Here is a 22,892-nt window from a genome sequence, read left to right as displayed (position 1 = left end):
CATCCCGGGCGCTGACACCATGTGGGCATGCGCACTGTCTTCGATCCCGCCGAGCTTCCTCCACGCCGCATCTACCAGGTGCTGACCGCCTCGGTGGTGCCGCGACCGATCGCGTGGGTGTCCACGGTCTCCGCGGACGGGGTGGCCAACCTGGCCCCGTACAGCTTCTTCTCGGTGTCGAGCACGCAGCCGCCGGTGGTGCAGTTCACGTCCGTCACCCGCAAGGACAGCCTCCGGAACATCGAGGCGACGGGTGAGTTCGTGATCAACCTGGCGACGGAGCCCCTGGTGGCGGCCGTCAACGCCAGCTCCGCCACCTACGACAGCGACGTCGACGAGTTCGCCGCGCTGGGCATCGAGACCGAGCCCAGCGAGCGGGTCCGGCCGGTCCGGGTCGCGGGTTCGCCGGTCGCCATCGAATGCACCCTGCACGGGGTGACCCCGGTCGGTGACTCGTTCGTGGTGATGGGCGACGTCGTCACGATCGCGGTGCGTTCCGAGGCGCTCGCCGACGACGGGCTGCCGGACTTCGCCGAACTCGCTCCGCTCAGCCGCCTCGGCCGTAACGAGTGGGGTCTGCCGCCGAAGGTCGTGATGCTGGACCGCCCGCACCGCCCCGAATAACACATCAATTGGTTAGGCTTACCTGATAACCGCACCGCAACCGGGGGAGCTACCACCGACATGGCCCAGCGCAGCAAGTTCGTCAAACCTCAGAGTCGCCGGATCGCGTCCGCACGAGTGGTCGCAGGCAAGCAGATCAGCCCGAACTTCGTCCGCGTCACCATCGCGGGTGAGGAACTCGACTCCGTCAGCCCCATGGGCTTCGACCAGTGGTTCCGGATGTTCATCCCCCAGCAGGGACAGAGCACGCTGCGGCTTCCGACCAGTGCGAGCAACCTCTGGTACGCCCAGTACAAGCTGATGTCCAAGGACACCCGGCCGGTGGTGCGCAACTACACGGTCCGCGAACTCCGCGTCGCAGGGTCGGGAACGTTCGGCGACACCACCGAGATCGACATCGACTTCGCCTCGCACGGCGACCTCGGTCCCGCGTCGGCGTGGGCGAACGCGGCCGCGGCCGGTGACGAGGTGGCGATCCTCGACGAGGGCCTGATCTACAACCCGACTCCGGACGCCGAGTGGCAACTGCTCGTCGGGGACGAGAGCGCGCTTCCCGCGATCGTCGGGATCCTGCGCTCGGCGCCGCAGGACCTGCGGGCCGAGGTGTTCGTCGAGATTCCCGATGCCGAAGACGCTCAGGACGTTTCGGTGGGTGACGGCGTGAACGTGCACTGGCTCGTCCGCGAGAACGCCGGCGCCCGCCCGGGAGTGCTCGCACTGGACACGGTGAAGCAGGCGGACTTGCCCGCCGGGCCCTCCTACACGTTCGTCGCAGGCGAGAGCGAGCTGACGACCGCGCTGCGGCGCCACCTCGTGAACGAGCGCCACATCCCGAAGTCGAACATCTCGTTCACCGGGTACTGGCGCTTCGGTCACGCGGCCAACTGACCACAGGTGAGTGGGAAAGAGTGCCGGGGCACGCTTTGCCACTCACCTGGGTTCTCAGTTGGCGTGCTTCTGGACGAGGGCGCCCAGACGCGGAAGTGCCTCGATCACATTCTTCTTCGCCGACGGGCGCAGCGTCGAGTACACCTTCTTGACAGCGCCGCGGTCGCTGCCCTCGATGCGCTCGTCGGTCACACCGAGCAGCGAGTCCGCGACCTCGTCGCCGCGCGCGACCAGGTACTCGGAGAATCCGGCTTCACCGCTGGCGGTGAACGCCTGCCAGTACGGCTCGAGCTTGGTGACGAACGCCGGCAGCAGACCCTCGATGGCGTCCGGCACGATCGACGGTCCCACCTTCTTGACGGCGCCGTATCCACCCTTGAGTGCCAGTCCCGAGGCCCCCGACTTGTCCGAAACCTCCGCGTCGATGAGAGCCTGGACGTCTGCGACGACCGCAGGAACGCGCGACTCGTCGAGCAGGGTTTCGTTCAGAGCTGCAACCACTTTCAATGCCTCCGTATTGACTGAGCGATCAGGTCCGGCCAGACACTATACGAAAAACCGACCGCCGCGTTGTTCGAGCAGGCCATGGCACCGGCGTGCCCGCTCGATCCACCAGCGCGAACGCTCCTCCGACGCCGCGAGAGCCGTGACACGGTCGGCGTCGGGTGCCACCGCTTCGACGGCGAGTTCGCCGTCGACCGGTTCGCGGGAATCGGCCACGTCCGCCTCGAACAGTCCCCCGGTCCCCAGTCCGCACGCGAACTCCAATTCGGGCAGGGCCGCGGCGGCGGCCACACCGGCAGCGATGCCGACGGCGGTGTCCAGGGCGCTCGACACGACCACCGGCACACCGTGCGAGGACAACTCGTCGGCGAGCGACAGTAGTCGCCGCATCCCGCCGAGCGGGGCGACCTTCACGACGGCCACGTCGGCGCCGCCTGCCCGCACGACCTTCAGCGGATCCTCGGCCCGCCGGATGCTCTCGTCGGCGGCCACCCGCACATCGGGCATGCGCCTGCGGACCTCCACCAGCTCGGGCACACTCGCGCACGGCTGCTCGGCGTATTCGAGCGGACCGTCGGCGGTCAGCGCCCGCAGCGCGGCCTCGGCCTCGTCGACCGACCAGCCGCCGTTGGCGTCGACGCGCACGTTCGGGACGAGCGCGCGGACCGCCCGCACCCGGGCGACGTCGTCGTCGAGCGTCTGACCGCCTTCGGCCACTTTCACTTTCGCGGTCCGTGCGCCGGGGTACCGTGCGAGCACGTCGGGCACCCGGTCGGCGTCGACGGCGGGGACCGTCGCGTTGATCGGCACCCGCGTTCGCACCGCGGGCGGCGGCCCGAGCCAGGCGTCCTCGATCGCCGACTGCAACCAGTGCGCCGCCTCGTCGTCCGCGTACTCGGGGAACGGTGCGAATTCGCCCCATCCCGCGGGACCGCGCAGCAGCAACGCCTCTCGCGTCGTGATGCCGCGGAACCGCACGCGCATGGGCAGACTCACCACGACCGCGTCGGCCAGGACCTCCCCGAGGGAGGGCAGGGACGTCACGGGTCAGGGCTGCCCGGGCAGGAGCACCAGCATGAGCGCCTCGCATTCCGCGAGGAGCGTCTCACCGTGCGTCAGCCGGGCGGTGATGTACGTCTTGCGCCCGTCGACGCGGTCCACCTTGCCTTCGATGGCGAGCGTGGTGTTCAGCGGCGTGATCGCGCGGTAGTCGACGTGCAGGTACGCGGTGCGGCTGATGGGCCGGCCGTACGCGTGGACGATCATGCCCATCAGGTCGTCGAACAGCAGCGGCAGCGTGCCGCCGTGCGCGGCGCCGTTCCCACCGAGGTGGTAGCGGCGGAACATGCCGGTACTCCGCACCCCGTCCGGCCCGAACTTCTCGATGTTCCACGGCGGCAGGAGGAGACTCCCCCGGCCGGGCAATTCGATCGTGCGGCCCGCAGGCGACCGCCCCTCGGGCGCGACGTGCGGCCCGAGCAGTTCGGCCAGCTTCTCCACCTGGTCCGCAGCCGCGGCGAGCACGTCGTCCGGGGCGTCCACGGACACCGCGAGGTCCTGCAACGTGCGCATTCCGTCGACGAACCGCGCCCAGTCCGGGCCGGGCGTCACCGGCTCGTACTTGGGGAACCCGCCGTGGTGCTCGTACTCGTCGTCGCCCTCGTGGTCGAGACGGGTGACATCCGCAGCCTGTTCGCTCATACCTGCACGGTAAACCCGGGCAAACTCCTGCGCGCGCGGACACCCGCCAACGGCACCCGATAACCTCGGAGCCGTGACTTTCAACCCGCAGCACTGGCGCCCGGTTCCCGGTTTCGAGAACCTGACCGACATCACCTATCACCGGCATGTCACCCAGGGAATCGTCCGGGTGGCGTTCGACCGGCCCGAAGTGCGCAACGCCTTCCGCCCGCACACCGTCGACGAGCTGTACCAGGCCCTCGACCACGCCCGGATGACGTCCGACGTGGGCGCCGTACTGCTCACCGGCAACGGACCCAGCCCCAAGGACGAAGGCTGGGCGTTCTGCTCCGGCGGCGACCAGCGCATCCGCGGACGCAGCGGATACCAGTACACCGAGCAGGACGCGACGACCGGCCGCGCCGGTGAAACCGCGGACACCGTCGACAAGGCCCGCGCCGGACGCCTCCACATCCTCGAGGTCCAGCGGCTGATCCGGTTCATGCCGAAGGTCGTCATCTGCCTCGTCAACGGCTGGGCCGCCGGCGGCGGTCACAGCCTGCACGTCGTGTGCGACCTGACGCTCGCCAGCCGCGAACACGCCCGGTTCAAGCAGACCGATGCCGACGTCGGCAGCTTCGACGGTGGATACGGCAGCGCGTACCTCGCCAAGATGGTCGGCCAGAAGTTCGCCCGCGAGATCTTCTTCCTCGGCGAGACGTACACCGCCGAGGAAATGCATCAGATGGGCGCCGTCAACAAGGTCGTCGACCACGCCGAACTCGAGGACGTCGCAATCGACTGGGCCACCAAGATCAACGGCAAGTCCCCGCAGGCGCAGCGCATGCTCAAATACGCGTTCAACCTGCAGGACGACGGCCTCGTCGGTCAGCAACTGTTCGCCGGCGAGGCAACCCGCATGGCGTACATGACCGACGAGGCGGTCGAGGGTCGCGACTCCTTCCTCGAAAAGCGCGAACCCGACTGGAAGCCCTACCCCTGGTACTTCTGAGAGCCCATCTCGCTACGTGTACTCGACCGACATGCGGTCGATCGTGCCGTTGAACGGGAACGGTTTCCTGTCGTAGTAGTCCAGCGACACCGGGGAACCGAGGCAGGTGCCGACGTCGAGGCAGTCGTTGGCTGTGAACAGCAACGGCGCACTCACCGGCACCTGCCCCTCCCCGACGACACTGCCGTCGACGAAGAGCTTCACGTTCAGCGGGCCACCGGGCCGCGCCTCCACGAACTCCGTGACCACCTCCACCTTCCGGGTGCCCGGCGGAAGCGGAACGGTCGAACGAATCTTCGTGCGCATCAGGATGAACAGGTTGTACTCGTAACACAGATGGCCGTCGTCGACGAAGCACGTGAGCCCGCCCGCGTTGCTCCCCAGCGCGTACAGCACCCCGCTCGGATTCTCCGGAGCGGAGAGGTCGAGGGTGACCCGGTTGTTCCTGTTGCCGAGCGCGGGCGCGCAGAACTCGGGCATGCGGACCGTGTCGCCGGAGAATTCCCAGCTCGTGTACGGCGTCGAGATCCGCTGCTCGGGATGTAGCGCGACCACCCACAGCGCGCCACCGATGGGGAGCACGTTGTTCTTCGCCGCCTCGATCACGAACAGTTCCCGCAGTTGCGCCAGCTTCTCCGGATGCTCCCCGGCGAGATCCCGGTTCTGGGTCCAGTCCTCGTCGAGGTTGTAGAGCTCCCACACGTCGTCGTCCGGGCTCCAGTCGCGGATGCCGCCCGGCATACCCACCGCCCACGGTGCGCGCGGCCCGAACGCGGACGCCATCCAGCCGTCGTGGTAGATCGCCCGGCTGCCCATGATCTCGAAGTATTGGGTGAGCTTCCCGCCCGTGGCGTCGCGGTCGACGAGCGTCTGCGCGAAACCGGCGCCGTCGATCGGGTCCTGCGGAACACCGTTCACCGTCCGCGGCGGAGTGATCCCGACGATGTCGAACAGCGTCGGCATCACGTCGTTGCAGTGGAGGAAATGCGTGCGGGGTACCGGGTCCGGTGTCACCTTCGCAGGCCACCGGGCGACCATCGGGTTGCGGGTGCCACCGAGATGGGAGGCCAGCAGCTTCATCCCCTTGTACGGTGCGCTGCCCGCCCACGCCCAGCCCGCGTGATACATGTTGTCGGTCTTCGGCGACCCCAGGACGTCGAGGCCACCGAGTTCCTCGAGCGCCGCGATGTGCTGCGCGGGCGTCGTCGGAATGCCGTTCTGCGCCAACAGTTCGCTGATCGTGCCGTTCTGGCCCTCACCGGACGACCCGTTGTCGCCCCAGATGTACAGGACCAGCGTGTCGTCCCGGTACCCCAGGCGGTCCAGTTCGTCGAACAGCCTGCCCACCTGGACGTCACAGTGCTCGGCGTACCCGGCGGCCACCTCCATCAGCCTGCGCTGGAACGGTTTCTCGTCCTCCGGAATGTCGTCCCACGCCGCCATGGTCGGGTCGCGGTCGGTCAGCTCCGCCTCCGGGGGAATCCAGCCCTTCTCCTTCGCCCGCGTGAAGACCCGCTCCCGGTAGGCGTCCCAGCCGTCGTCGAATTTCCCGGCGTACTTGTCGGCCCACGGCTTCATGATGTGGTGCGGTCCGTGCAGGCAGCCGCTGGCCCAGTACATGAAGAACGGCTTGTCCGCCTCGAACGCCTTGTGCCTGCGCAGCCAGCCGATCGCGTCGTCCGCGAGATCCTCGCTGAGGTGATAGCCCTCCTCCGGCGTCTTCGGGGGCAGCACCACCGTCGTGTTCCGCACCAGGTTCGGTTCGTACTGCGACGCCTCGCCGGCGAGGAAGCCGTAGAAGTACTCGAACCCGAGACCGGTCGGCCAGTTGTCGAACGGACCGGCGGCGGTGGTCTCCTCGGCGGGAGTGTTGTGCCATTTCCCGAATGCGGCGGTGCTGTACCCGTACTGACGCAGCACCTCGGCCCCCGTCGCGCTCGACCGCGGGATGTGACCGGAGTAACCGTCCCAGTCGTTGGCCAGCTCAGCGATCTGCCCGTTCCCGACGCGGTGATGGTTGCGCCCGGTCAGCAGCGACGCACGGGTCGGTGAACACATTGCGGTCGTATGGAATCGGTTGTAGCCGACGCCGTCCTGCAGCATCGCGTCGAGTGTCGGGGTGTTCACCTCACCTCCGAGGCCGCTGGGCAGACCCGGCCCGGCGTCGTCGATGAGGACGATCAGAATGTTCGGGGCGTCGTCGGGAAGCCGCCGCTCCTTCGGACTCGGGCTGTAGACCGACTCCTGCATGGTCCGGCCCGCGATGCTTCCCGACGGCGTCGGCGGGAACGGCAACGACTCACCACCCGGTATCGGCTTCCCTGTCACGCTCGAACTCATGGCCCAATCCCCTCGTCGTCCACAGTTGTCAATCCAGTCCAGCACCGGGAGAACACGCGGGAGTAGACCCTCGGAGGGTGAATTACGCGCCCGGATTCGCCGCCACGGCAGGAGAGGGCGCGCGGCGTGCCCGATTCGGGCACACTGACCCACATGAGCATCGACCGCGAGCTCCCCGCGCCGGAACATCGCCGTCCGCCCGGTGTGAGTGACGACACCGTCGCCGCGCTCGGGAAGTTGTCCGAGGCCCTCGAAACGGTCGAACGGGCCCGCGGCCACCTCTACTCGTTCCATCAACTGATCGGCCACGCCGACCTCCAGCTCGGTGAGGCCGTCGACGCACTGCGCGACGCGGGTCACCCCGACATCGCGGACCGGGTGCAGTCCGAACTCGTCGGCCGCAATGTCGTCGAGGGCCGGTGGACGTTCCAGATCGTCGAGGAGTTCGACGACCAGTACTGGTCGCCGCTGCGCGAGCACGAACGTGGCGCACGTCACGAACTCGCGGACGGACGGCGGCACCTGTTCGAGGCCGAGATGAAGGAAGATCGACGCACACACGGCCGGACGGGACACGAAGCCCGGCCCGGCGAAGGAGGGTGACGGGTGGAAATCCTCAGCAGCAGGACGATTCTGCGGCCGCGCGACTACACGACGACGCTGAGCTTCTACCGCGACATCCTCGGGCTGGCCATCGCCCGCGAATACCCCGGGGGCACCGTGTTCTTCGCCGGTCAGGGCCTCATCGAGGTCGCCGCGCACGGCGGAACGGGCGAGTCGACGTCCTTCGACGGCGCCCTGTGGCTGCAGGTTCGCGACCTCACCGCGGTCCAGACCGAGCTGGTCCTCGCCGGGGTGAAGATCGACCGCGAGGCCCGGCAGGAACCGTGGGGGCTGTACGAGCTGTGGATCGCGGACCCCGACGGCATCCCGATCGTGCTGGTGCAGATCCCGGAGGATCACCCCATCCGCCGCGACTCCCGTCCGAAGGGTGAGAACTGACGGAAGGCCATACGCAGGAGTGATCCTGTACACCTGACGTCAGCTGTACTTTTTCAGTTGAAATCCGCACAATCTGGGTGTGACCGCAGAGCTCGTAGTTCTCCTGGTGGTAGTAGTCACCGCCCTCGCTTTCGATTTCACGAACGGCTTTCACGACACCGGCAATGCAATGGCCACCTCGATCGCGACGGGAGCTCTGCGACCCAAGGTCGCTGTCGCGCTCTCCGCGTCGTTGAATCTCGTCGGCGCGTTCCTGTCCGTGGAGGTTGCGGCGACGGTCGCCAAGGGCGTGGTGAACCTGGGAGAAGTGGACGGCGAGGATCTGCTGCTCATCGTGTTCGCGGGCCTGGTCGGCGGCATCATCTGGAATCTGGCGACGTGGCTGCTCGGCCTGCCGTCCAGCTCTTCGCACGCACTGTTCGGTGGTTTGATCGGTGCGGCCATCGCGTCCATCGGCATGAGCGGCGTCGAATGGGGCGGGGTGCTCAGCAAGGTCGTCGTTCCCGCCGTCCTCGCCCCCGTGGTCGCGGCTCTGGTCGCCACCGCGGGCACCAAGCTGGTCTACCGGATCACCTCGGGCGTGCCGGAGGGCACCAAGGAACACGGGTTCCGGATCGGCCAGATCGGATCCGCTTCCCTGGTGTCGCTGGCCCACGGAACCAACGATGCCCAGAAGACGATGGGCGTGATCTTCCTCGCACTCGTCGCGCACGGATCCCTGTCCGCCGACGACGAAATGCCGTTCTGGGTGAAGCTCAGTTGCGCGATCGCCATCGCCCTCGGCACGTACCTCGGCGGCTGGCGCATCATCCGCACCCTCGGCAAGGGACTCGTGGAGATCTCCGCTCCCCAGGGCATGGCCGCGGAGTCTTCGTCCGCCGCCATCATCCTCACGTCCAGCCACCTCGGACTGCCGCTGTCCACCACCCATGTCGCGACCGGATCCATCCTCGGCACCGGGCTCGGACGCAAGGGCGCCGAGGTCCGCTGGGGCATCGCCGGACGCATGGCCGTCGCGTGGCTGGTCACGCTGCCGTCGGCGGCGATCGTCGGCGCGGTGTGCTGGGTCATCGCCCACCTGATCGGCGGCCTGCCAGGCGTTCTCGTCGTGTTCGCCGCCCTGATCCTGCTCGCCGGATTCATGTACCTGCGCTCCCGCCTGCAACCGGTGACGTCCGGCAACGTGAACGCCGAATGGGAGTCCGGCGATGCCGCCGCTCCCGCCGAACCCACCGACCGTCCCGAACCGGGCGTGGCCGAGACCGCGGACTCCACCGGTCCCGCCGCGAACCGCTGAAGGGGGCTCCCATGACACTGCTGACCACCACCGTTCAGTCGCTCTGGCAAGTCGTCCTCGTCGGTCTGCTGTTCGGCGCCGGCCTGCCCGCGATCTTCGCGCTCGGACTGCGGTCGCTCGGCGGCGCGGACACCGCCGAGGGCACCTCGCAGCCGACCGTCGCAGCCCGGATCGGCGCCTATGCCTGCTTCGCCGTGGTGCTGATCGCGATCATCACTGGGATACTTCTGTTGATGAAGGACTTCCTGGCCGGCAGCTTCGGTATCCACATCTTCTGAGCGGCGACCCCGAGTCCCCGTTCCATCGACGAAAGAGGCCGAACGCGTGCCCAAGAACTCACTAAGCTCCGTGCTCGACTGGCTACGCGCCGGGTACCCCGAGGGAGTCCCGGCGAAGGACCATTTCGCGTTGCTGGCCGTGCTGCGTCGCCGTCTCACCGACGAGGAGATCGAACAGGTCGTCGCGCTGTCGATCGAAACCGCTCACGAGACGCCGCAACGCCACGTCGACTACGACAACATCCGTCGCCTCATCAGCGAGATCACCCACGAGGAACCGTCCGAGGAGGACGTTGCGCGGGTGACGGAGAATCTCGAGGCCGGGGGCTGGCCGGTCGGTACCGATGCCGAGAACGGCGAAGGTTCCGACGACGCGGAAGAAACCCGCGACGCAGGCTAGCCATGAGCCTTCCACCGTTCCTCTCCTCCATCATCGGCTGGCTGCGCGCCGGCTACCCGAACGGCGTACCCGAGCAGGACTACATTCCGTTGTTCGCACTGCTCACCCGCCGCCTGTCGGAAGACGAGGTGGACGCCGTCGCCGACGCCCTCGTCGAGGAGGGCGACCTGCCCATCGAGAAGACCGACATCCAGGTGCTCATCACCAAGGTCACCGACGAGTTGCCACTGGAATCGGACGTCGACCGGGTGCGCAGCAACCTCGCCGCAGGCGGCTGGCCGCTTGCCGGGCCTGCCCAGTGATGCGATGGCCGCTCGCCGGGCCCGCCCAGTGAGCGAATTGCGGGTCCTGCCCGTCCCATCCGGTGCCGCGGTTCTCGGCATCCTGCCGCAACTGTCGGCGGTCCTCGACGGGACCGCGCCGGCCGCGCTCCCCGTGCCCGCCGCGGACGAGCGGGAGACCCGGCGGCTGATGGACGCACTGCGGCCCGGGGACCCGATCGACGACGGTGTCGCACTCGTGGTCGCGACGTCCGGGACGACGGGCGTGCCGAAGGGCGCGATACTCTCCGCGGCCGCCCTCCGCGCGAGCGGTGACGCGACGCATGCGCGACTCGGCGGCCCGGGCGCCTGGCTGCTGACCCTTCCCGCCCACCACATCGCAGGCATGCAGGTGTTGCTACGCAGCGTCCTCGCGGGCTCCGACCCGGTGGTGATCGACGTGTCCGACGGCTTCGACCCCGGCGCGCTGCCCGCCGCAGTCGAGTCGATGTCCGGACCCCGCCGCTACACCTCGCTCGTCCCGACCCAGCTGGTCAAGGCCCTCGACCACCCCGAAGCCGTGGCGTCGCTGGCCGCGCTCGACGCCGTCCTCCTCGGTGGGGCCGCCACCCCCGCCCCGGTCCTGCGGCGCGCCGTCGACGCCGGGATCGCCGTCGTCCGTACGTACGGAATGAGCGAGACGTGCGGCGGATGCGTGTACGACGGGGTGCCCCTCGACGGCGCGCGCGTGCGAATCGACGACGACAGCCGCGTCCTCCTCGGCGGCCCCATGCTGGCGTCCGGGTACCGCGGCCTCCCCGATCATCCGGCGTTCGCCGAACCCGGCTGGTTCCGCACCGACGACGCCGGCACCGTCACCGACGGCGTCCTCGCCATCTCCGGCAGACTCGACGAAGCCATCTCCACCGGCGGACTCACCGTCGTCCCGCAAGTGGTCGAGGCGGCCCTTATCGCCCACCCCGCGGTCCGGGAATGCGCGGTCATCGGCCTCCCCGACGAGCGGCTGGGCCGCCGCGTCGCCGCCGTCGTCGTCGCCGAACCCGGCACCGCACCGACACTCGCCGAACTCCGCACGTTCGTCGAACGCACCCTCGACACCACCGCCGCCCCCCGCGAACTCCACCTCGTCGACGCCCTCCCCCTCCGCGGTCCAGGCAAGGTCGACCGGCGCGCGCTGGAATCGCGGTTCGGCTAGCGGGTCGCGCCCGTTCGCGCGAAGTTGCACACCGATTCGTCCGATCCCCGCGCAATTGCATGTGCTTGCGGCAACTCGGTGGGAAACGACGGCTTACCGACGCCGGGAGCGGGCACACGCGCGCTCGAATCGCGCCTTCACGACGTCGAACCGGCCGAGGTCGGTCCACACCCACCTGATCACCTCGAGACCCGTGTCCCGTATCGCGTCCTCCCGCAGCTTCTCTCTCGCCACGATGTCGCCCGCCTGCCCGGAACCGATTCGGTACTTGCCCATGCCGTCGAACTCGCCGACAACTCCCCAGCGCTCCCAGAAGAAGTCGACGCGGCCGACGAACGCACCGCCGTCGGTACGTACTTCGTGCTGCAGATCGGGCGCGGGGATCCCGCATGCGCGCATCCTGATTCGGCTGAGCGACTCGCCGGGACTCTCGCTGCGGCCGTCGAACAGGGCCACCGCGCGCCGAGCCGCCCCGATGCCTTTCCGCCGGCCGTGACGCTCCAGCACCGCCCGGACGTCGGCGATCGACACGACGCCGCGATGCAGGGCGGAGTCGCCGATCACGACGGCCTCGTCCAGCGATTCCGAACGCGCGACGTCCGCCACAGTCCGGGCGAGCGCCATCACCGCCACGCCGTCGATCTCGGTGACGTCGTCAGGACCGAGCGGGGCGATGTGCATGTGCAGCGTCGCGGTCCGTCGCCCGCCCGACCGTCGCTCCCGGCTCAGATGCACCCGGTCGAGGTTCACCGCGCCGACGTCGAGTCCGTGGAGGACGGCGGCGGACGCGTGGCTGACCACGATCCCACCACCGTGCGCCACCACGGCAGCCGCGACCCGAGCGCGGTGCATCCCGACCGGGTCCAGTGCTGCCGAGTGGTCGCCGTCGAGGTAGGCGCCCGCAGCCACGGCGACCAGTTGTCCCTTCGCCCGCGCGCGGCGCAGTTCCGGGTCGGTCATTCCGTCGGCCAGTGCATGACGGCGAAAGATCAACTCCTGTGCTCTCATATCGAGCATCGTGCCCCTCGCTCGGTGGCGGCCGCGGCCGCCGACCAGGGCAAACAGCAGACCTGTGGATAACCGAAGGGCTGTGGAATTCCACACCCGCACACCGATTCGTCAGATGCCGACGCAATTGCCGCTGATTCCGGCGAATGCGTGTGAATCCGCAGCGTGGGGGTGTTCGTGAGCCCGTGCAAGAGGCGTGCAAGCCCGCTGCAAGTGGGTGGCTGCATCGTCTACCGCATGAACCTCACTGCAACTCCCCCAGCCATCGAGGCCGACGGGCTCGTGAAACTCTTCGGCCGTCAGCGCGCCGTCGACGGCGTGAGCCTGTCCGTGCCGACCGGGTCGGTATACGGAGTGCTCGGCCCGAATGGCGCAGGCAAGACCACCACGGTGCGGATGCTTGCGACGCTGTTGCGCCCGGACGGCGGCGAGGCCCGGATCTTCGGCCACGACGTGGTGCGCGAACCGAATGCGGTGCGCTCACTGGTCGGTGTCACGGGCCAGTACGCGTCGGTCGACGAGGACCTGTCGGCGGTCGAGAATCTGGTGATCTTCGCCCGGTTGCTCGGGCTGAGCCGGGGCGACGCCCGCCGCAAGTGCACGGAACTGCTCGAGGAGTTCGACCTCACCGAGGCGGCGACGAAGCCGCTGAAGAATTTCTCCGGCGGCATGCGACGGCGCCTCGACCTGGCGGCCAGCCTGATCGCCCATCCGCCGCTGTTGTTCCTCGACGAGCCGACGACGGGCCTGGACCCTCGGACGCGTGCCCAGATGTGGGACACCATCCGCCGGCTGGTCGCGGACGGGTCGACGGTGCTGCTCACCACGCAATACCTCGACGAGGCGGACCAGTTGGCGGATCGGATCGCCGTCATCGACCGCGGGAAGGTGATCGCGGACGGCACGGCCGACGAGTTGAAGGCGTCCGTCGGCGTCTCGTCGCTGCAGCTGACCCTCGCCGATCGCGGCCAGATCGACGACGCGCGTTCGGTGATCGCACACACCCTCTGCGTGGAGGTGGCGATCACGCCGGAGATCGGCCGCCTCACCGCACCGATGACCGACCCGTCGCTCACCGTGGAACTCCTGATCCGGTTGCGCGACCACGGGATCGCCGTCGACGAGATCACCGTCCAGAAGCCGAGTCTCGACGAAGTCTTCCTCACCATCACCGGCCACGGCGCAGAAGACACTGCCGCCGACGCCGATACCGAACGGAGCGTCGCATGACCACCACCCTCGAATCCCGCGCACATGCGGGCCCGCAACCGATTCCGGAGGCCCGGAACCGGATCAGCCTCGAGCAGTCCGTCGCCAACACACTCACGATGGCGTACCGGGGACTGCTCAAGATCAAGCACAACCCGGAGCAACTGTTCGACGTCGTCGTCCAGCCGATCATCTTCACGCTGATGTTCACGTACATCTTCGGTGGCGCCATCTCCGGCGACGTGTCGTCGTATCTGCCGATCATCATCCCGGGCATCCTGGTCCAGACGGTGATCACCACGTCGATCGTGACGGGCACCCAGTTGCGGGAAGACATGGACAAGGGCGTCTTCGATCGATTCAAGTCGTTGCCGATCGCCCGCATCGCGCCGCTGTCCGGCGCCCTCCTCGCGGACGTCGTGCGGTACGGCATCGCCACGACCATCACGTTCACCGTCGGTATCGCGATGGGGTACCGGCCGGGCGGCGGAGTCGTCGGGGTGGTGTCGGCCGGTGTGCTCGTCGTCGTCTGTGCCTTCTCGATCAGCTGGATCTTCGCGCTGATGGGCGTCCTGATGAGCAAAGCGTCCTCGGTGCAGGGCATTTCGATGCTGATCCTGTTCCCGTTGACGTTCATGTCCAACGCGTTCGTGCCTGCCGACACGATGCCGGGCTGGATGCAGGCGTTCGTGAACGTCAACCCCGTGTCGCACGTCGTGACCGCGGTGCGTGAACTCGTCAACGACGGCCACTTCGGTGTCCACGTCGTGTGGTCGCTGCTCGGCGCCGCCGTGATCGTCGCGATCATGGCGCCGCTGACGGTCCGGACCTACATGCGTAAGGCCTGACACCACTGGAACGAGCGAGCCGGTGGACGCGGGGTCCACCGGCTCGCTTCGCCTATTTCTCCAGTTCGGGAGCGTCCGCCTGCAACTCCCCCACCTCGGTCTTGAGGATCCGCATCGACCGTCCCAGGCCGCGGGCGGCGTCCGGGAGCTTCTTCGAGCCGAACAGCACCACGAGCACCACCGCGATGATCGCCCAGTGACTCGGGCTCAGCGCCCCCACTACTGCGGCTCCTCACCGTCGGGGTAGACGGCGTCCACCTCGACCTCGACGAGCCATCCCGCGGCGGGCAGGCTCGCGACCTCGAGCGCGAACCGGCTGGGCCGCGAGGAGTTCCGCTCCATCGGAGCGGCCGGTTCCGCCGTGCCGAGCGGGACCAGTTCGGTGTCGCCGGTGTCGAGGTTGGTGTTCGCGAAGAACTGCCGGTAGGCGCGGTTCCAGCCGGCGTAGTCGGCGCGGTCGGTGCCGGGGGCGTTGTCGAGGAACACGCGCATGGTCACGACGTCCTCGAGTGTCAGCCCCTGCGCCTCCAGGTTGTCGCGAATCCGCTTCAGCGCGTTGATGCCCTGCGCCTCGGTGATCGTGACGCCGGCCGGAAGTGCGCCACCGGCGAAGACGTCGGTGTCGATGTACGACTCGGGGGTGCCCTCGGGTGCAGCCTTGTTGGATGCGCCCGGGCCGATCCCACTCGACTTGTAGACGGCGGTGCCGCCGCCGATCGCGACCCCCTGCGCGATCATCGGATTCGCCTCTCCGGCTTCGAGAACGGACTTGGAGACGAACGTGCTGCCGGGCGCTTCCGCCGCCGCCTCGTCGGAGGAGCACGACGTCGCCCCGGCGATCAGAGCGGAAGCGGCGAGCGCAGCGGTCACGGCCTTGGTACGAAAAGACTTCACAGTGCACAACTCCTGGTTCGGGGGAATGGGTCAGGCTTCCTGGGCGACGCGCTCGTGGATGTGGGTGACGACGTCGCGGGCGGACGTCAGCGCGCCGTGCTGCCAGGCGATGGCGTTGGACAGGTGGTCGCCGGCGAAGTAGATCTTGTCGACGGGTTCGAGCAGCTTCTCGTACTCGGGGGTGGCCGCGCCGCCGTGCGAGCCGCCGCTGCCCGCCCAGTTCGCCCACGCGCTCTCGGAGTACTTGGTGCGCCGCCAGCTGCCCGAGAACGACGAGGAGATGTCGCGGGTGTACTTCTCGCCGTGGATCTCCGAGCCCTCCGCGATCGCCTTGGCGAGCCGCTGGCGGTGGGTGAGCGACTCGAACGCCTCCTGCCGCTTGCCGCTGCTGTAGTAGGCGACGACCACGCCCCGGTCGGAGTTGTAGTGGTCGTACGGGAACATGATCTGCGAGATGTCCTTGTCGGTGTTGGACGCGCCGCCGTAGATGCGGTCCTCCGTCTCCCACCACCGGCGCGAGTACTCGATACCGAGCTTCCCGGACGACGACGGCTTGGCCGCCTTCAGCGCGGTGAGCACGTCGGCGGGCAGATTGTTCTGCAGTCGGCCGACGAGGTGCGGCGGGATCGTGCAGATCGCGTAATCGGCGGTGATCGACTTCCGCGCGCCGCCTGTGGTGTAGTCGACGGTGACACCGCCGGACACGTTCTTCATCGACGTCACCTCGGCGCCGAAGACGATGTTGTCGGTGCCGATCCGGTCCTGGAATGCGTAGTAGATCCGGTCCATGCCGCCGACCGGGGTGAACATCATCATCGCCTGGTCGTAGCCGAAGTCGAAGCTGAAGTTGCGGCCGATGCCGCTGCGGATCACTTCCTGCATCGCGAACGGCTTCTTCTCGGTGCCGAAGTTCAGTCCGGCTCCGGGTTCCGAATCGTAACCGCGGCGGGAGGATCCGAGGTAGCGGCCGTCGTCGGACAGGTCGCCGAAGTCGCTGAGGAATTCCGACAGCGCGTCCTTGTCCTCCCGGGACAGCACCTGGTCCAGGGCGCCCTGATCGGTGGCCTTCTTCAGCAGTTCGGACATGTAGCCGAACGTGTCGGCCTTCGCCGCCCGGTAGGTGACGGACTGGCCCGACAGCGACGTGTCGCTCGCGTAGTTCACGAACGTGTTGGCGTTCTGGTTTCCGAAGCCCTGGATCTCGACGCCGAGTTCGCGGCAGTAGTCGAGCGTGATGTGGCTCTGCGGGATCCGGGTGGCGCCGACGTTGTAGAAGTGGCCGTCCGAGAACGTGCACTTCTGCGTCTCGCCGTTCAGGTCGGTCTCCTCGGTGCCGCCCCGGGCGGTCCAGACGCGGCCGCCGGGCCGGGTGCGGGCCTCCAGGACCGTCACCGTGTAGCCGGCCTTCTGCAGTTCGAACGCCGAACACAGTCCGGCGGGGCCGCCGCCGAGCACGACCACGGAGTGGCTGCCTTTCACCTTGCCGATGAGGTCGCCGGCCGCGAGCGGCTGGAACGTGCGGGCGGGCGCGGCGGTCGACGGTGCGAGCCCGAGCGTCGACATCGCGCCGTACGCGAGTCCTGCACCCCCGGTGGCCCCGAGGCCCTTCATGAAAGATCTACGTGTAAATGCCAATTCGCGCTCCCATTCTTGCGCCCGGCGACCCGGGTAGGTTGTCCGGATTCATCCTGGGAGGGGCGCGAGTCGGGAAGTTGTCGGCGGCGAAACAGTCTGAGGCCACCGAGCGGGAACGGCTGCGGTCCGTTCTCACTCCCGGGTCGGCATTCGACCCGAAACCGAAACTTTTCCGCAACACGACGCGGCTAGTTTCACGCGCATGTCAGCACTTTCCGACGCCGTCGCGCGTTCGTTCGCCACCGGCGAGCCCGCACGCGCGGCCCTGTCGCCGTTGCGTGCACTGGGCAGGCGGCAATTGTCGGGCGTCGAGGTTCTCGCCCAGTCGGTGGCGACGACGGCGCCTGCGGTGTCGATAGTCGTGCTGCCCGTCACCATGTTCACCCATAAGATGCTGCTCAGCGGTCTGATCACGATCGTCGTCGCGACGGTGGTGGTGTCCCTGATCGCGGTGTGCGTCTCGCAGTTCACGCGGCGCATGGCGGCCGCGGGGGGCCTCTACAGTTTCGTGTTCCAGGGCCTCGGCACCCGGGCCGCGCTGACGGCGGGCGTGGCGATGCTGACCAAGTACGTGGGCAGCGCGGTGATGACGCTGTACCACGGCGGCCAGGCCGTGATCGCGACGCTCGGTTTCTTCGGGGTGGAGTTGCGCGGGCCCGCCGAACGCCTCCTCGTGTATGCCGGGATCGCGCTCGTGATCCTCGGCTGCCTGGTCCGTGGGGTCCGGTTCGCGGCGCTCGCCATCCTCGCTGTCGAATCGTGCTCGCTGCTGTTCATCGCCGGTCTGATGATCGTGACCGGCGCCGGCGGCCAGCACGCCGCGGTGCCGCCGTCCGATTCCGCGTACGGGCCGCTGCTCATGACGCTGGCCGCGGTGTTCGCGCTGGCCGGATTCGAGAGCGCCACGTTCTTCGGCCCCGAGGCCAAGCGGCCGCTCGCCACCGTCACCCGCACCGTGATGCTCACGCCGATGATCTGCGGCGGCCTGTTCATCTTCTCGGCCTGGGCCGCCTGGTCCGGTCGCACCGACACCCTGGTGAACGCGTACCTCCACGGCACCGCTACCGGGGTCGACCCGGCCGTGGTGATCGCCCTGAACCTCGGGTTGGGCACGTCGTGGCTGGCGTCGGCGATGGCGTCGTCGAATGCCGCTTCGCGCCTGCTGTACTCGATGGGGATCGAAACCGTCGTCCCGCGCCTGTTCGCCCGGGTGCACCGCGGCTACCGCACCCCGTACGCGGCCCTGGCCGTCATCGTGTGCGTCGTGTGCGCGGGTGCCGCGACGTTCGGCATCGTCGGCAAATCGGCCGCGTTCGGTCACGTCCAGTTGATCGCCAGGACGGCGGTGGTCGCGGCGTACGTGCTGGTGGCGGTGGCGTCGGTGCGGTTCCTCAGCCGGATCGGGGAGCACACGCCCCTCGTCCTGGCGGCCGGAGTCGCGGGCAGCGCCGCAGGCGGAATCGTGCTGGCCTACATGCTGTTCGTGAACGTGGCCCACGGTTTCACGATAGTCCCCGCCGTGGTGCTGGCCCTGTTGCTGTCGGGTTCGGCGTGGCAGTTGTATCTGCGGTGGCGCCACCCGGCGAGTCTGCGGTCGGTGGGTGTGTTCGACACCGCGGAGACGGACGACGTGCTGCCGGGGGCCGGGGTGTTCGCGACGGATGCCGCCGGGAACCTCGCGTTGACGGCGGCTGGACGCACTCCCGGGTCCCGGTGATGGGCGCCCGAGCCGGGGAGATCGCGGGCCACGAACCACGCGCCGTGCAGAAAGCGCTCGCCCTGCTCGAGGCGGTCGCGCAACTCGGGTCCGGGGCGACGGCGAGAGACATCGCCGCGCACGCGGGGATCCCCCAGGCCACGGCGTACCGGCTGCTCAATCTCTTGACCGCCGACGGCTATCTGGTGCGGATCGCGGATCTGTCCGGGTTCGCGCTGGGCCGCCGGACCCGGCAGCTGGCGGGGGCCGACGCGGCACCGGACCCGGTCGACCACCACGCCGTCCTCGAGGAACTGCGGGAACAGGTGCGTTTCGGGATCCATCTGGCGTCGTTCGCGGGCAGCCGGGTGCGACTCGTCGACCGCGATCCCGACCACGAACTCAGCGGCGAGAACACGATCGCCGCGCACCTGCACGCGTCCGCCATCGGCAAGGTCCTCCTCGCGTCCCGTCCCGACCTGGTCCCGCCGAGCCTGCGCAGGGTGACGTCGTCGACCATCACCGACTTCGGCGCGCTGCGGACCGAACTCGACGCCGTCCGGCACACCGGTTCGGCCCGCGAGGTCGACGAGGTGCGCGTCGGCCGCAGCGCGGTCGCCGTCCCGGTGCACGACGCGCAGAACGCGGTGACCGGGTGCCTCGCGGCAATCGGGAAGACGGGACGGCTGGCGGTCGACGACCCGGAGCTGACCGACCTTTTACGCTCCTGCGCGGCGCGGGTCGGCGGCCGGGTGCCGGCCTGACGCCAGGTCGCGGCTGACGGCGGCGAGCGCATCCAGAATCTCGGTGTGCACCGCGCGACGTGACCACGTGCTGCACCTCGCCTGCGCCGACGTCCAGCGGTCCGCCTCGACGTTCTCGAGTGCGAACGCGACGTGCCGGTGGTGTTGCAGCGAGACGCTGTCCTGCCGGGCGCGCGCCGGGACGGACAGTGCCAGCAGCGCGAGACCGCGGTCGGCGTCACCGCGCGCGATCTCGAAACATCCGATGCCCGCCGCGACGGCGCCGGTGACCGGCAGATCCGGATATGCGCCCACACCCAGCCGGGAGCGTGCCCACTCCGCGAGCTGCGGAACGGTGTCCACCACCATCTCGGACCGGCCGTGCAGCACGTGGGCGGACACCACCGAGGCCGCCAGCACGAGTCCGTACGGATCGGCGTAGGGCGCGGCCGTGATCCGGGGGTACATCAGGTCCAGCGCCTCCCGGTACCGGGCGAGCCCCCGTTCGACGTCGCCGTCCTCCAGATCGGCTTCCGCGAGACTGCCGATGGCGGCTATCCGCCACTCGTCCTGCTGGTCGTCGGTCCCCGCGCCGGGACCGCGATGCTCGAGCAGCGTCTCGGCCAGCACCTTGCGGCCCGCCTCCACGTCACCGTCCGCGATCAGCGCGGAGGCCTGGAAACCCCACAGCTGATTCGCCTCCTCCTGCGCGCCCAGTTTCCGCAGCTGCTCGACCGCGACCTGATACAGCCCCACCGCGTCCCGGTAGCGTCCGGACTGGCTGTACAGCGAGCCGAGGAACTGTGCCGCCATCGCCGTGCCCCACACGTCACCGATCACGGCGCACAGTTCGGAGACGGCCCGCGCATCGCGCACGGCACCGCGGAAGTCGCCGAGGTTCTCCCGCATGCTGGCTCGCGCCGCCAGCGCCGCCGCATGGGTTTCCCGATCGTGCGAGCGCACCCCTTCCGCGACCGCCCTGGCGTGCCGCCGCCCCGAACCCAGGGACAGGATGACATTCACGGCGAACGCGGAGACCGGCGGCAGATCGGCGCGCTCGCGGAGGAGGTGCCGCAATCGCGTCCGGGTGCGGGCGAGGGTGCGGGCCTGACCGCCGAACACCAGATGCATCGCCGCGAGCAGGAATGTGTACGCCACCAATTCCGAGTCGACGTCGCTCAGATCCGCGTCTTCCGTTGCCGCGAGGATCCGCGGCGTCCAGTTCATCACCTCAGAGTGCGCGCCCCGGATGGCCCACAGGCCACCGAGCACCGGGAACACGATCGCGACGGTTGCGGCGTCGCCGCGCTCCACCGCCCACCGGAGCACGGCGAGGAAGTTGTCGTGGTCGGCGTCGATGTCGTCGGCGAGCGCGACCTGGTCGGCACGGCACCGCACCAGCGCCTCCGACGCGAACGCGTTGACCCACACTCGCTGGCGGGCAAACACTTCCGGCTCCTCGGCGGCCTCGGCGAGTCGCTCCTCGCCGTATTCCCGCACCGTCTCGAGCATGTAGTAGCGCAGCGTGTCCGACGTCTCCGACACGGACAGCAGCGATTGGTTGACGAGGCCCTCGACGGCCTCCACGACATCGTCGACGCCGTCCCATTCCGCGATCGTCCGGGCGGCGTCGAGGGTGAACCCCGCCGGGAACCGGCACAGTCTGCGCAGCGCGATCTGCTGTTGCTCGCCCAGAAGCTGCCAGCTCCAGTCGATGACGGCGTGCAGGGTGCGGTGCCGTTCGGGCGACGTCGGGTCGTGCGAGCGCAGCAGCGCGAACCGGTGCTCGAGCCTGCGGCCGATGTCCTCGACGCTCATGCTGCGTACCCGCGCGGCGGCCAGTTCGATCGCGAGCGGCAGCCCGTCGAGGGTGCGGCAGACACTGCGCACCGTCTCCGGGTCGAGCCGCGCCGTGGGCCGTACGGCGCGGGCCCGGGCCGTGAACAGTTGGACGGCGGGCGCGTCCTCGTCGTCGATCGCCAGCGGCGGCAGCGGGTACACCGCCTCGGACGCGAGCATGAGCGGTGATCGGCTGGTCGTGAGGACGGTCAGCTGATCGCCCGCGGCCACCAGGTCGGCCACGATCTCGGAGCAGGCCCCGACGACGTGCTCGCAGTTGTCGAGAATCAGGAGCATCGGCCCCGCCGACAGCGCTTCCCGGAGCTTTTCCCGTGCGGAGTGGATGCGGCTGAGGGTGAGCCGTCCCGGCGCGATATCGATCTCACTGAGACCGAGGGTGCTGCTGATCGCCGCCACGACGTCCTCACTGCTGCGCAGCGACGCGAGTTCCACCAGGGCCACGGACGTCCGCGCGGCGGCCCGCGCACCCAGTTCGTGCGCGAGCCGGGTCTTACCCGCACCGCCCGGTCCGAGGATGGTCACGACCCGCGAGGACGTGAGCAGTCCCTCGATCTCCACCACGTCGGTGTCACGCCCCAGCAGAGCGTTCGGTGCCGCCCGGAGGCCGATCGCCGTGCGGTCCGGCGCCGCGGGGCGCCGGCCGTCCGACTCGGGTGGGCCGTCGCCGCGCAGGATCTCGGTGTGCAGGGCGACGAGGGCAGGCGACGGGTCTGCCCCCAGCCGATCGACCAGGCGCCTGCGGAAGGTCGCGAACACGTCCAGCGCCTCGTTGTCGCGACCGAGCCCGGCGAGCACGCGCATGAGGTCGGCGTGCGCCCGCTCGTCGAGGGGTTCGGCGGCCACGTGGGCCTGCGCCTGCGGCAGGGCGGTCGCCCAGTCTCCGGCCTCCACGAGCGCCGCCCGGTCCGCGGCCTCGAGCCGGCCCCGGATCACCGCGGCGTCCGCTGCGAGTTCCGTTGCGGCGGCACCTTCGGGGAGGTCCGCGCCCGGGTCGCCCCGCCACAGCGCGAGTGCACCGCGGATCTCGTCCGGCCCGGCGCCGCCGCCGTGACCCCGGCCCTGCAGTCGGCGTGCCACGTCCTCCGCGCGGGTCAGGTCGACGGCGTCCCGGGACACCGCCAGCCGGTATCCGGCCGGGCCGATCTCCAGTGCCCCGTCCGGCAACGCGGCCCGCAGCCGGGAGACCTGTGTGTGCAGCGCGTTCATCGGGGACCGCGGCGGATCGTCGCCCCACACCTCGTCGATGAGGGCCTGCGCGGACCGGCTCCGGCCGGGATCGCGGGCGAGGGCAACGAGCAGGCTGCGCGCGCGGGTGCCGGGCAGCGGTGCGAGCGCACCCGATCGCCACGTCGATACCTCACCCAACAAGGCGACCTGGATCGGTGCGCTCGCCGGTGCCACCGTCTCGTCCACGCTCATCTGCTGGTCCACCGCGTTCGATGGTATTGCACCGAGCGGACGCGAACTTCTCGAAGTTCGGTGTGGGTGCGGGCGCCTT

23 protein-coding genes are annotated in these 22,892 nt (G+C 69.2%); 14 read left to right on the top strand and 9 right to left on the bottom strand.

Annotated elements, in window-relative coordinates; translation table 11 throughout:
• The first annotated feature begins 27 nt into the window (after positions 1-27).
• Complete coding sequence (locus JWS13_RS35615; protein ID WP_206010074.1) at positions 28-624, top strand: flavin reductase family protein; 597 nt, start codon at positions 28-30, stop codon at positions 622-624.
• A gap of 60 nt (positions 625-684) precedes the next feature.
• Positions 685-1,512 (top strand): siderophore-interacting protein, encoded by an 828-nt coding sequence (locus JWS13_RS35610; protein ID WP_206010073.1) that lies wholly within the window; start codon positions 685-687, stop codon positions 1,510-1,512.
• Between the two features lie 54 nt (positions 1,513-1,566).
• Here JWS13_RS35610 and JWS13_RS35605 read toward each other — a convergent pair whose 3' ends face one another.
• Genes JWS13_RS35605 through JWS13_RS35595 form a run of 3 tightly spaced genes read right to left on the bottom strand, consistent with a single transcriptional unit; the run spans position 1,567 to position 3,717 of the window.
• Positions 1,567-2,013 carry a DUF6918 family protein gene (locus JWS13_RS35605; protein ID WP_206010072.1) on the bottom strand — a complete coding sequence of 149 codons (447 nt, stop codon included), beginning with the start codon at positions 2,011-2,013 and terminating at the stop codon, positions 1,567-1,569.
• A gap of 45 nt (positions 2,014-2,058) precedes the next feature.
• Positions 2,059-3,060 (bottom strand): o-succinylbenzoate synthase, encoded by a 1,002-nt coding sequence (locus tag JWS13_RS35600; RefSeq protein ID WP_206010071.1) that lies wholly within the window; start codon positions 3,058-3,060, stop codon positions 2,059-2,061.
• A gap of 3 nt (positions 3,061-3,063) precedes the next feature.
• A complete protein-coding gene (locus tag JWS13_RS35595) occupies positions 3,064-3,717 on the bottom strand; it encodes a PaaI family thioesterase (protein ID WP_206010070.1) in 654 nt (217 codons plus the stop codon).
• Positions 3,718-3,790: 73 nt separating this feature from the next.
• Here JWS13_RS35595 and JWS13_RS35590 point away from each other — a divergent pair, with 73 nt between their 5' ends.
• Positions 3,791-4,708: a 1,4-dihydroxy-2-naphthoyl-CoA synthase gene (locus JWS13_RS35590; RefSeq protein ID WP_087561619.1), complete on the top strand. Its 918-nt coding sequence runs from the start codon at positions 3,791-3,793 to the stop codon at positions 4,706-4,708.
• Between the two features lie 12 nt (positions 4,709-4,720).
• Here JWS13_RS35590 and JWS13_RS35585 read toward each other — a convergent pair whose 3' ends face one another.
• Positions 4,721-7,048, bottom strand: a complete 2,328-nt coding sequence (locus JWS13_RS35585) for an arylsulfatase (RefSeq protein ID WP_206010069.1) — start codon at positions 7,046-7,048, stop codon at positions 4,721-4,723.
• 153 nt (positions 7,049-7,201) lie between these two features.
• Here JWS13_RS35585 and JWS13_RS35580 point away from each other — a divergent pair, with 153 nt between their 5' ends.
• The 7 genes from JWS13_RS35580 to menE all read left to right on the top strand — a co-directional run bounded on the left by JWS13_RS35580 (position 7,202) and on the right by menE (position 11,501).
• Positions 7,202-7,651, top strand: a complete 450-nt coding sequence (locus JWS13_RS35580) for a hypothetical protein (protein WP_206010068.1) — start codon at positions 7,202-7,204, stop codon at positions 7,649-7,651.
• A gap of 3 nt (positions 7,652-7,654) precedes the next feature.
• Entirely contained in the window at positions 7,655-8,050 is a 396-nt protein-coding gene (locus JWS13_RS35575) for a VOC family protein (protein WP_206010067.1), read from the top strand.
• A 79-nt stretch (positions 8,051-8,129) separates the two neighbouring features.
• The gene (locus JWS13_RS35570; RefSeq protein WP_206010066.1) at positions 8,130-9,347 is read left to right on the top strand and encodes an inorganic phosphate transporter; all 1,218 of its coding nucleotides are present in this window, start codon (positions 8,130-8,132) and stop codon (positions 9,345-9,347) included.
• Positions 9,348-9,358: 11 nt separating this feature from the next.
• On the top strand, positions 9,359-9,625 hold the full coding sequence (locus JWS13_RS35565; RefSeq protein WP_206010065.1) for a hypothetical protein: 267 nt from the start codon (positions 9,359-9,361) through the stop codon (positions 9,623-9,625).
• A gap of 46 nt (positions 9,626-9,671) precedes the next feature.
• A complete protein-coding gene (locus tag JWS13_RS35560) occupies positions 9,672-10,025 on the top strand; it encodes a DUF3349 domain-containing protein (RefSeq protein WP_087561624.1) in 354 nt (117 codons plus the stop codon).
• Positions 10,026-10,027: 2 nt separating this feature from the next.
• Positions 10,028-10,327 (top strand): DUF3349 domain-containing protein, encoded by a 300-nt coding sequence (locus JWS13_RS35555; RefSeq protein ID WP_005252058.1) that lies wholly within the window; start codon positions 10,028-10,030, stop codon positions 10,325-10,327.
• A gap of 28 nt (positions 10,328-10,355) precedes the next feature.
• The gene (gene menE / locus JWS13_RS35550) at positions 10,356-11,501 is read left to right on the top strand and encodes an o-succinylbenzoate--CoA ligase (RefSeq protein ID WP_206011866.1); all 1,146 of its coding nucleotides are present in this window, start codon (positions 10,356-10,358) and stop codon (positions 11,499-11,501) included.
• Positions 11,502-11,594: 93 nt separating this feature from the next.
• Here the strand turns inward: menE and JWS13_RS35545 are convergent, their stop codons facing one another.
• Positions 11,595-12,509, bottom strand: a complete 915-nt coding sequence (locus tag JWS13_RS35545) for a hypothetical protein (protein WP_206010064.1) — start codon at positions 12,507-12,509, stop codon at positions 11,595-11,597.
• Between the two features lie 237 nt (positions 12,510-12,746).
• On the opposite strand from JWS13_RS35545, the gene JWS13_RS35540 reads away from it, so the two are divergent.
• Positions 12,747-13,739, top strand: a complete 993-nt coding sequence (locus JWS13_RS35540) for an ATP-binding cassette domain-containing protein (RefSeq protein ID WP_206010063.1) — start codon at positions 12,747-12,749, stop codon at positions 13,737-13,739.
• On the top strand, positions 13,736-14,566 hold the full coding sequence (locus JWS13_RS35535) for an ABC transporter permease (RefSeq protein WP_206010062.1): 831 nt from the start codon (positions 13,736-13,738) through the stop codon (positions 14,564-14,566). The genes JWS13_RS35540 and JWS13_RS35535 overlap by 4 nt, the downstream gene beginning before the upstream one ends.
• Positions 14,567-14,618: 52 nt before the next feature.
• Here JWS13_RS35535 and tatA read toward each other — a convergent pair whose 3' ends face one another.
• From tatA to JWS13_RS35520, 3 genes are read right to left on the bottom strand one after another with little or no spacing between them, the layout of a single operon-like run.
• Complete coding sequence (gene tatA, locus JWS13_RS35530; RefSeq protein ID WP_005252050.1) at positions 14,619-14,786, bottom strand: Sec-independent protein translocase subunit TatA; 168 nt, start codon at positions 14,784-14,786, stop codon at positions 14,619-14,621.
• Positions 14,786-15,460: a Rid family hydrolase gene (locus tag JWS13_RS35525; protein WP_206010061.1), complete on the bottom strand. Its 675-nt coding sequence runs from the start codon at positions 15,458-15,460 to the stop codon at positions 14,786-14,788. The genes tatA and JWS13_RS35525 overlap by 1 nt, the downstream gene beginning before the upstream one ends.
• Before the next feature lie 30 nt (positions 15,461-15,490).
• The gene (locus JWS13_RS35520) at positions 15,491-17,071 is read right to left on the bottom strand and encodes a flavin monoamine oxidase family protein (RefSeq protein ID WP_206010060.1); all 1,581 of its coding nucleotides are present in this window, start codon (positions 17,069-17,071) and stop codon (positions 15,491-15,493) included.
• 226 nt (positions 17,072-17,297) lie between these two features.
• On the opposite strand from JWS13_RS35520, the gene JWS13_RS35515 reads away from it, so the two are divergent.
• Both JWS13_RS35515 and JWS13_RS35510 read left to right on the top strand, forming a co-directional pair.
• Positions 17,298-18,812 (top strand): APC family permease, encoded by a 1,515-nt coding sequence (locus JWS13_RS35515; RefSeq protein WP_206010059.1) that lies wholly within the window; start codon positions 17,298-17,300, stop codon positions 18,810-18,812.
• Positions 18,812-19,555: an IclR family transcriptional regulator gene (locus JWS13_RS35510; protein WP_206010058.1), complete on the top strand. Its 744-nt coding sequence runs from the start codon at positions 18,812-18,814 to the stop codon at positions 19,553-19,555. Before JWS13_RS35515 ends, JWS13_RS35510 begins: the two co-directional genes overlap by 1 nt.
• Here the strand turns inward: JWS13_RS35510 and JWS13_RS35505 are convergent.
• Complete coding sequence (locus tag JWS13_RS35505; RefSeq protein WP_206011865.1) at positions 19,511-22,813, bottom strand: AfsR/SARP family transcriptional regulator; 3,303 nt, start codon at positions 22,811-22,813, stop codon at positions 19,511-19,513. The genes JWS13_RS35510 and JWS13_RS35505 overlap by 45 nt on opposite strands.
• Positions 22,814-22,892: the final 79 nt, after the last annotated feature.

The organism is Rhodococcus pseudokoreensis, from assembly GCF_017068395.1.
GTDB classification, from domain to species: domain Bacteria; phylum Actinomycetota; class Actinomycetes; order Mycobacteriales; family Mycobacteriaceae; genus Rhodococcus_F; species Rhodococcus_F pseudokoreensis.
The sequence above is the reverse complement of the archived record's forward strand: the minus strand, read 5'-3'. Positions and strand labels throughout refer to the sequence as shown.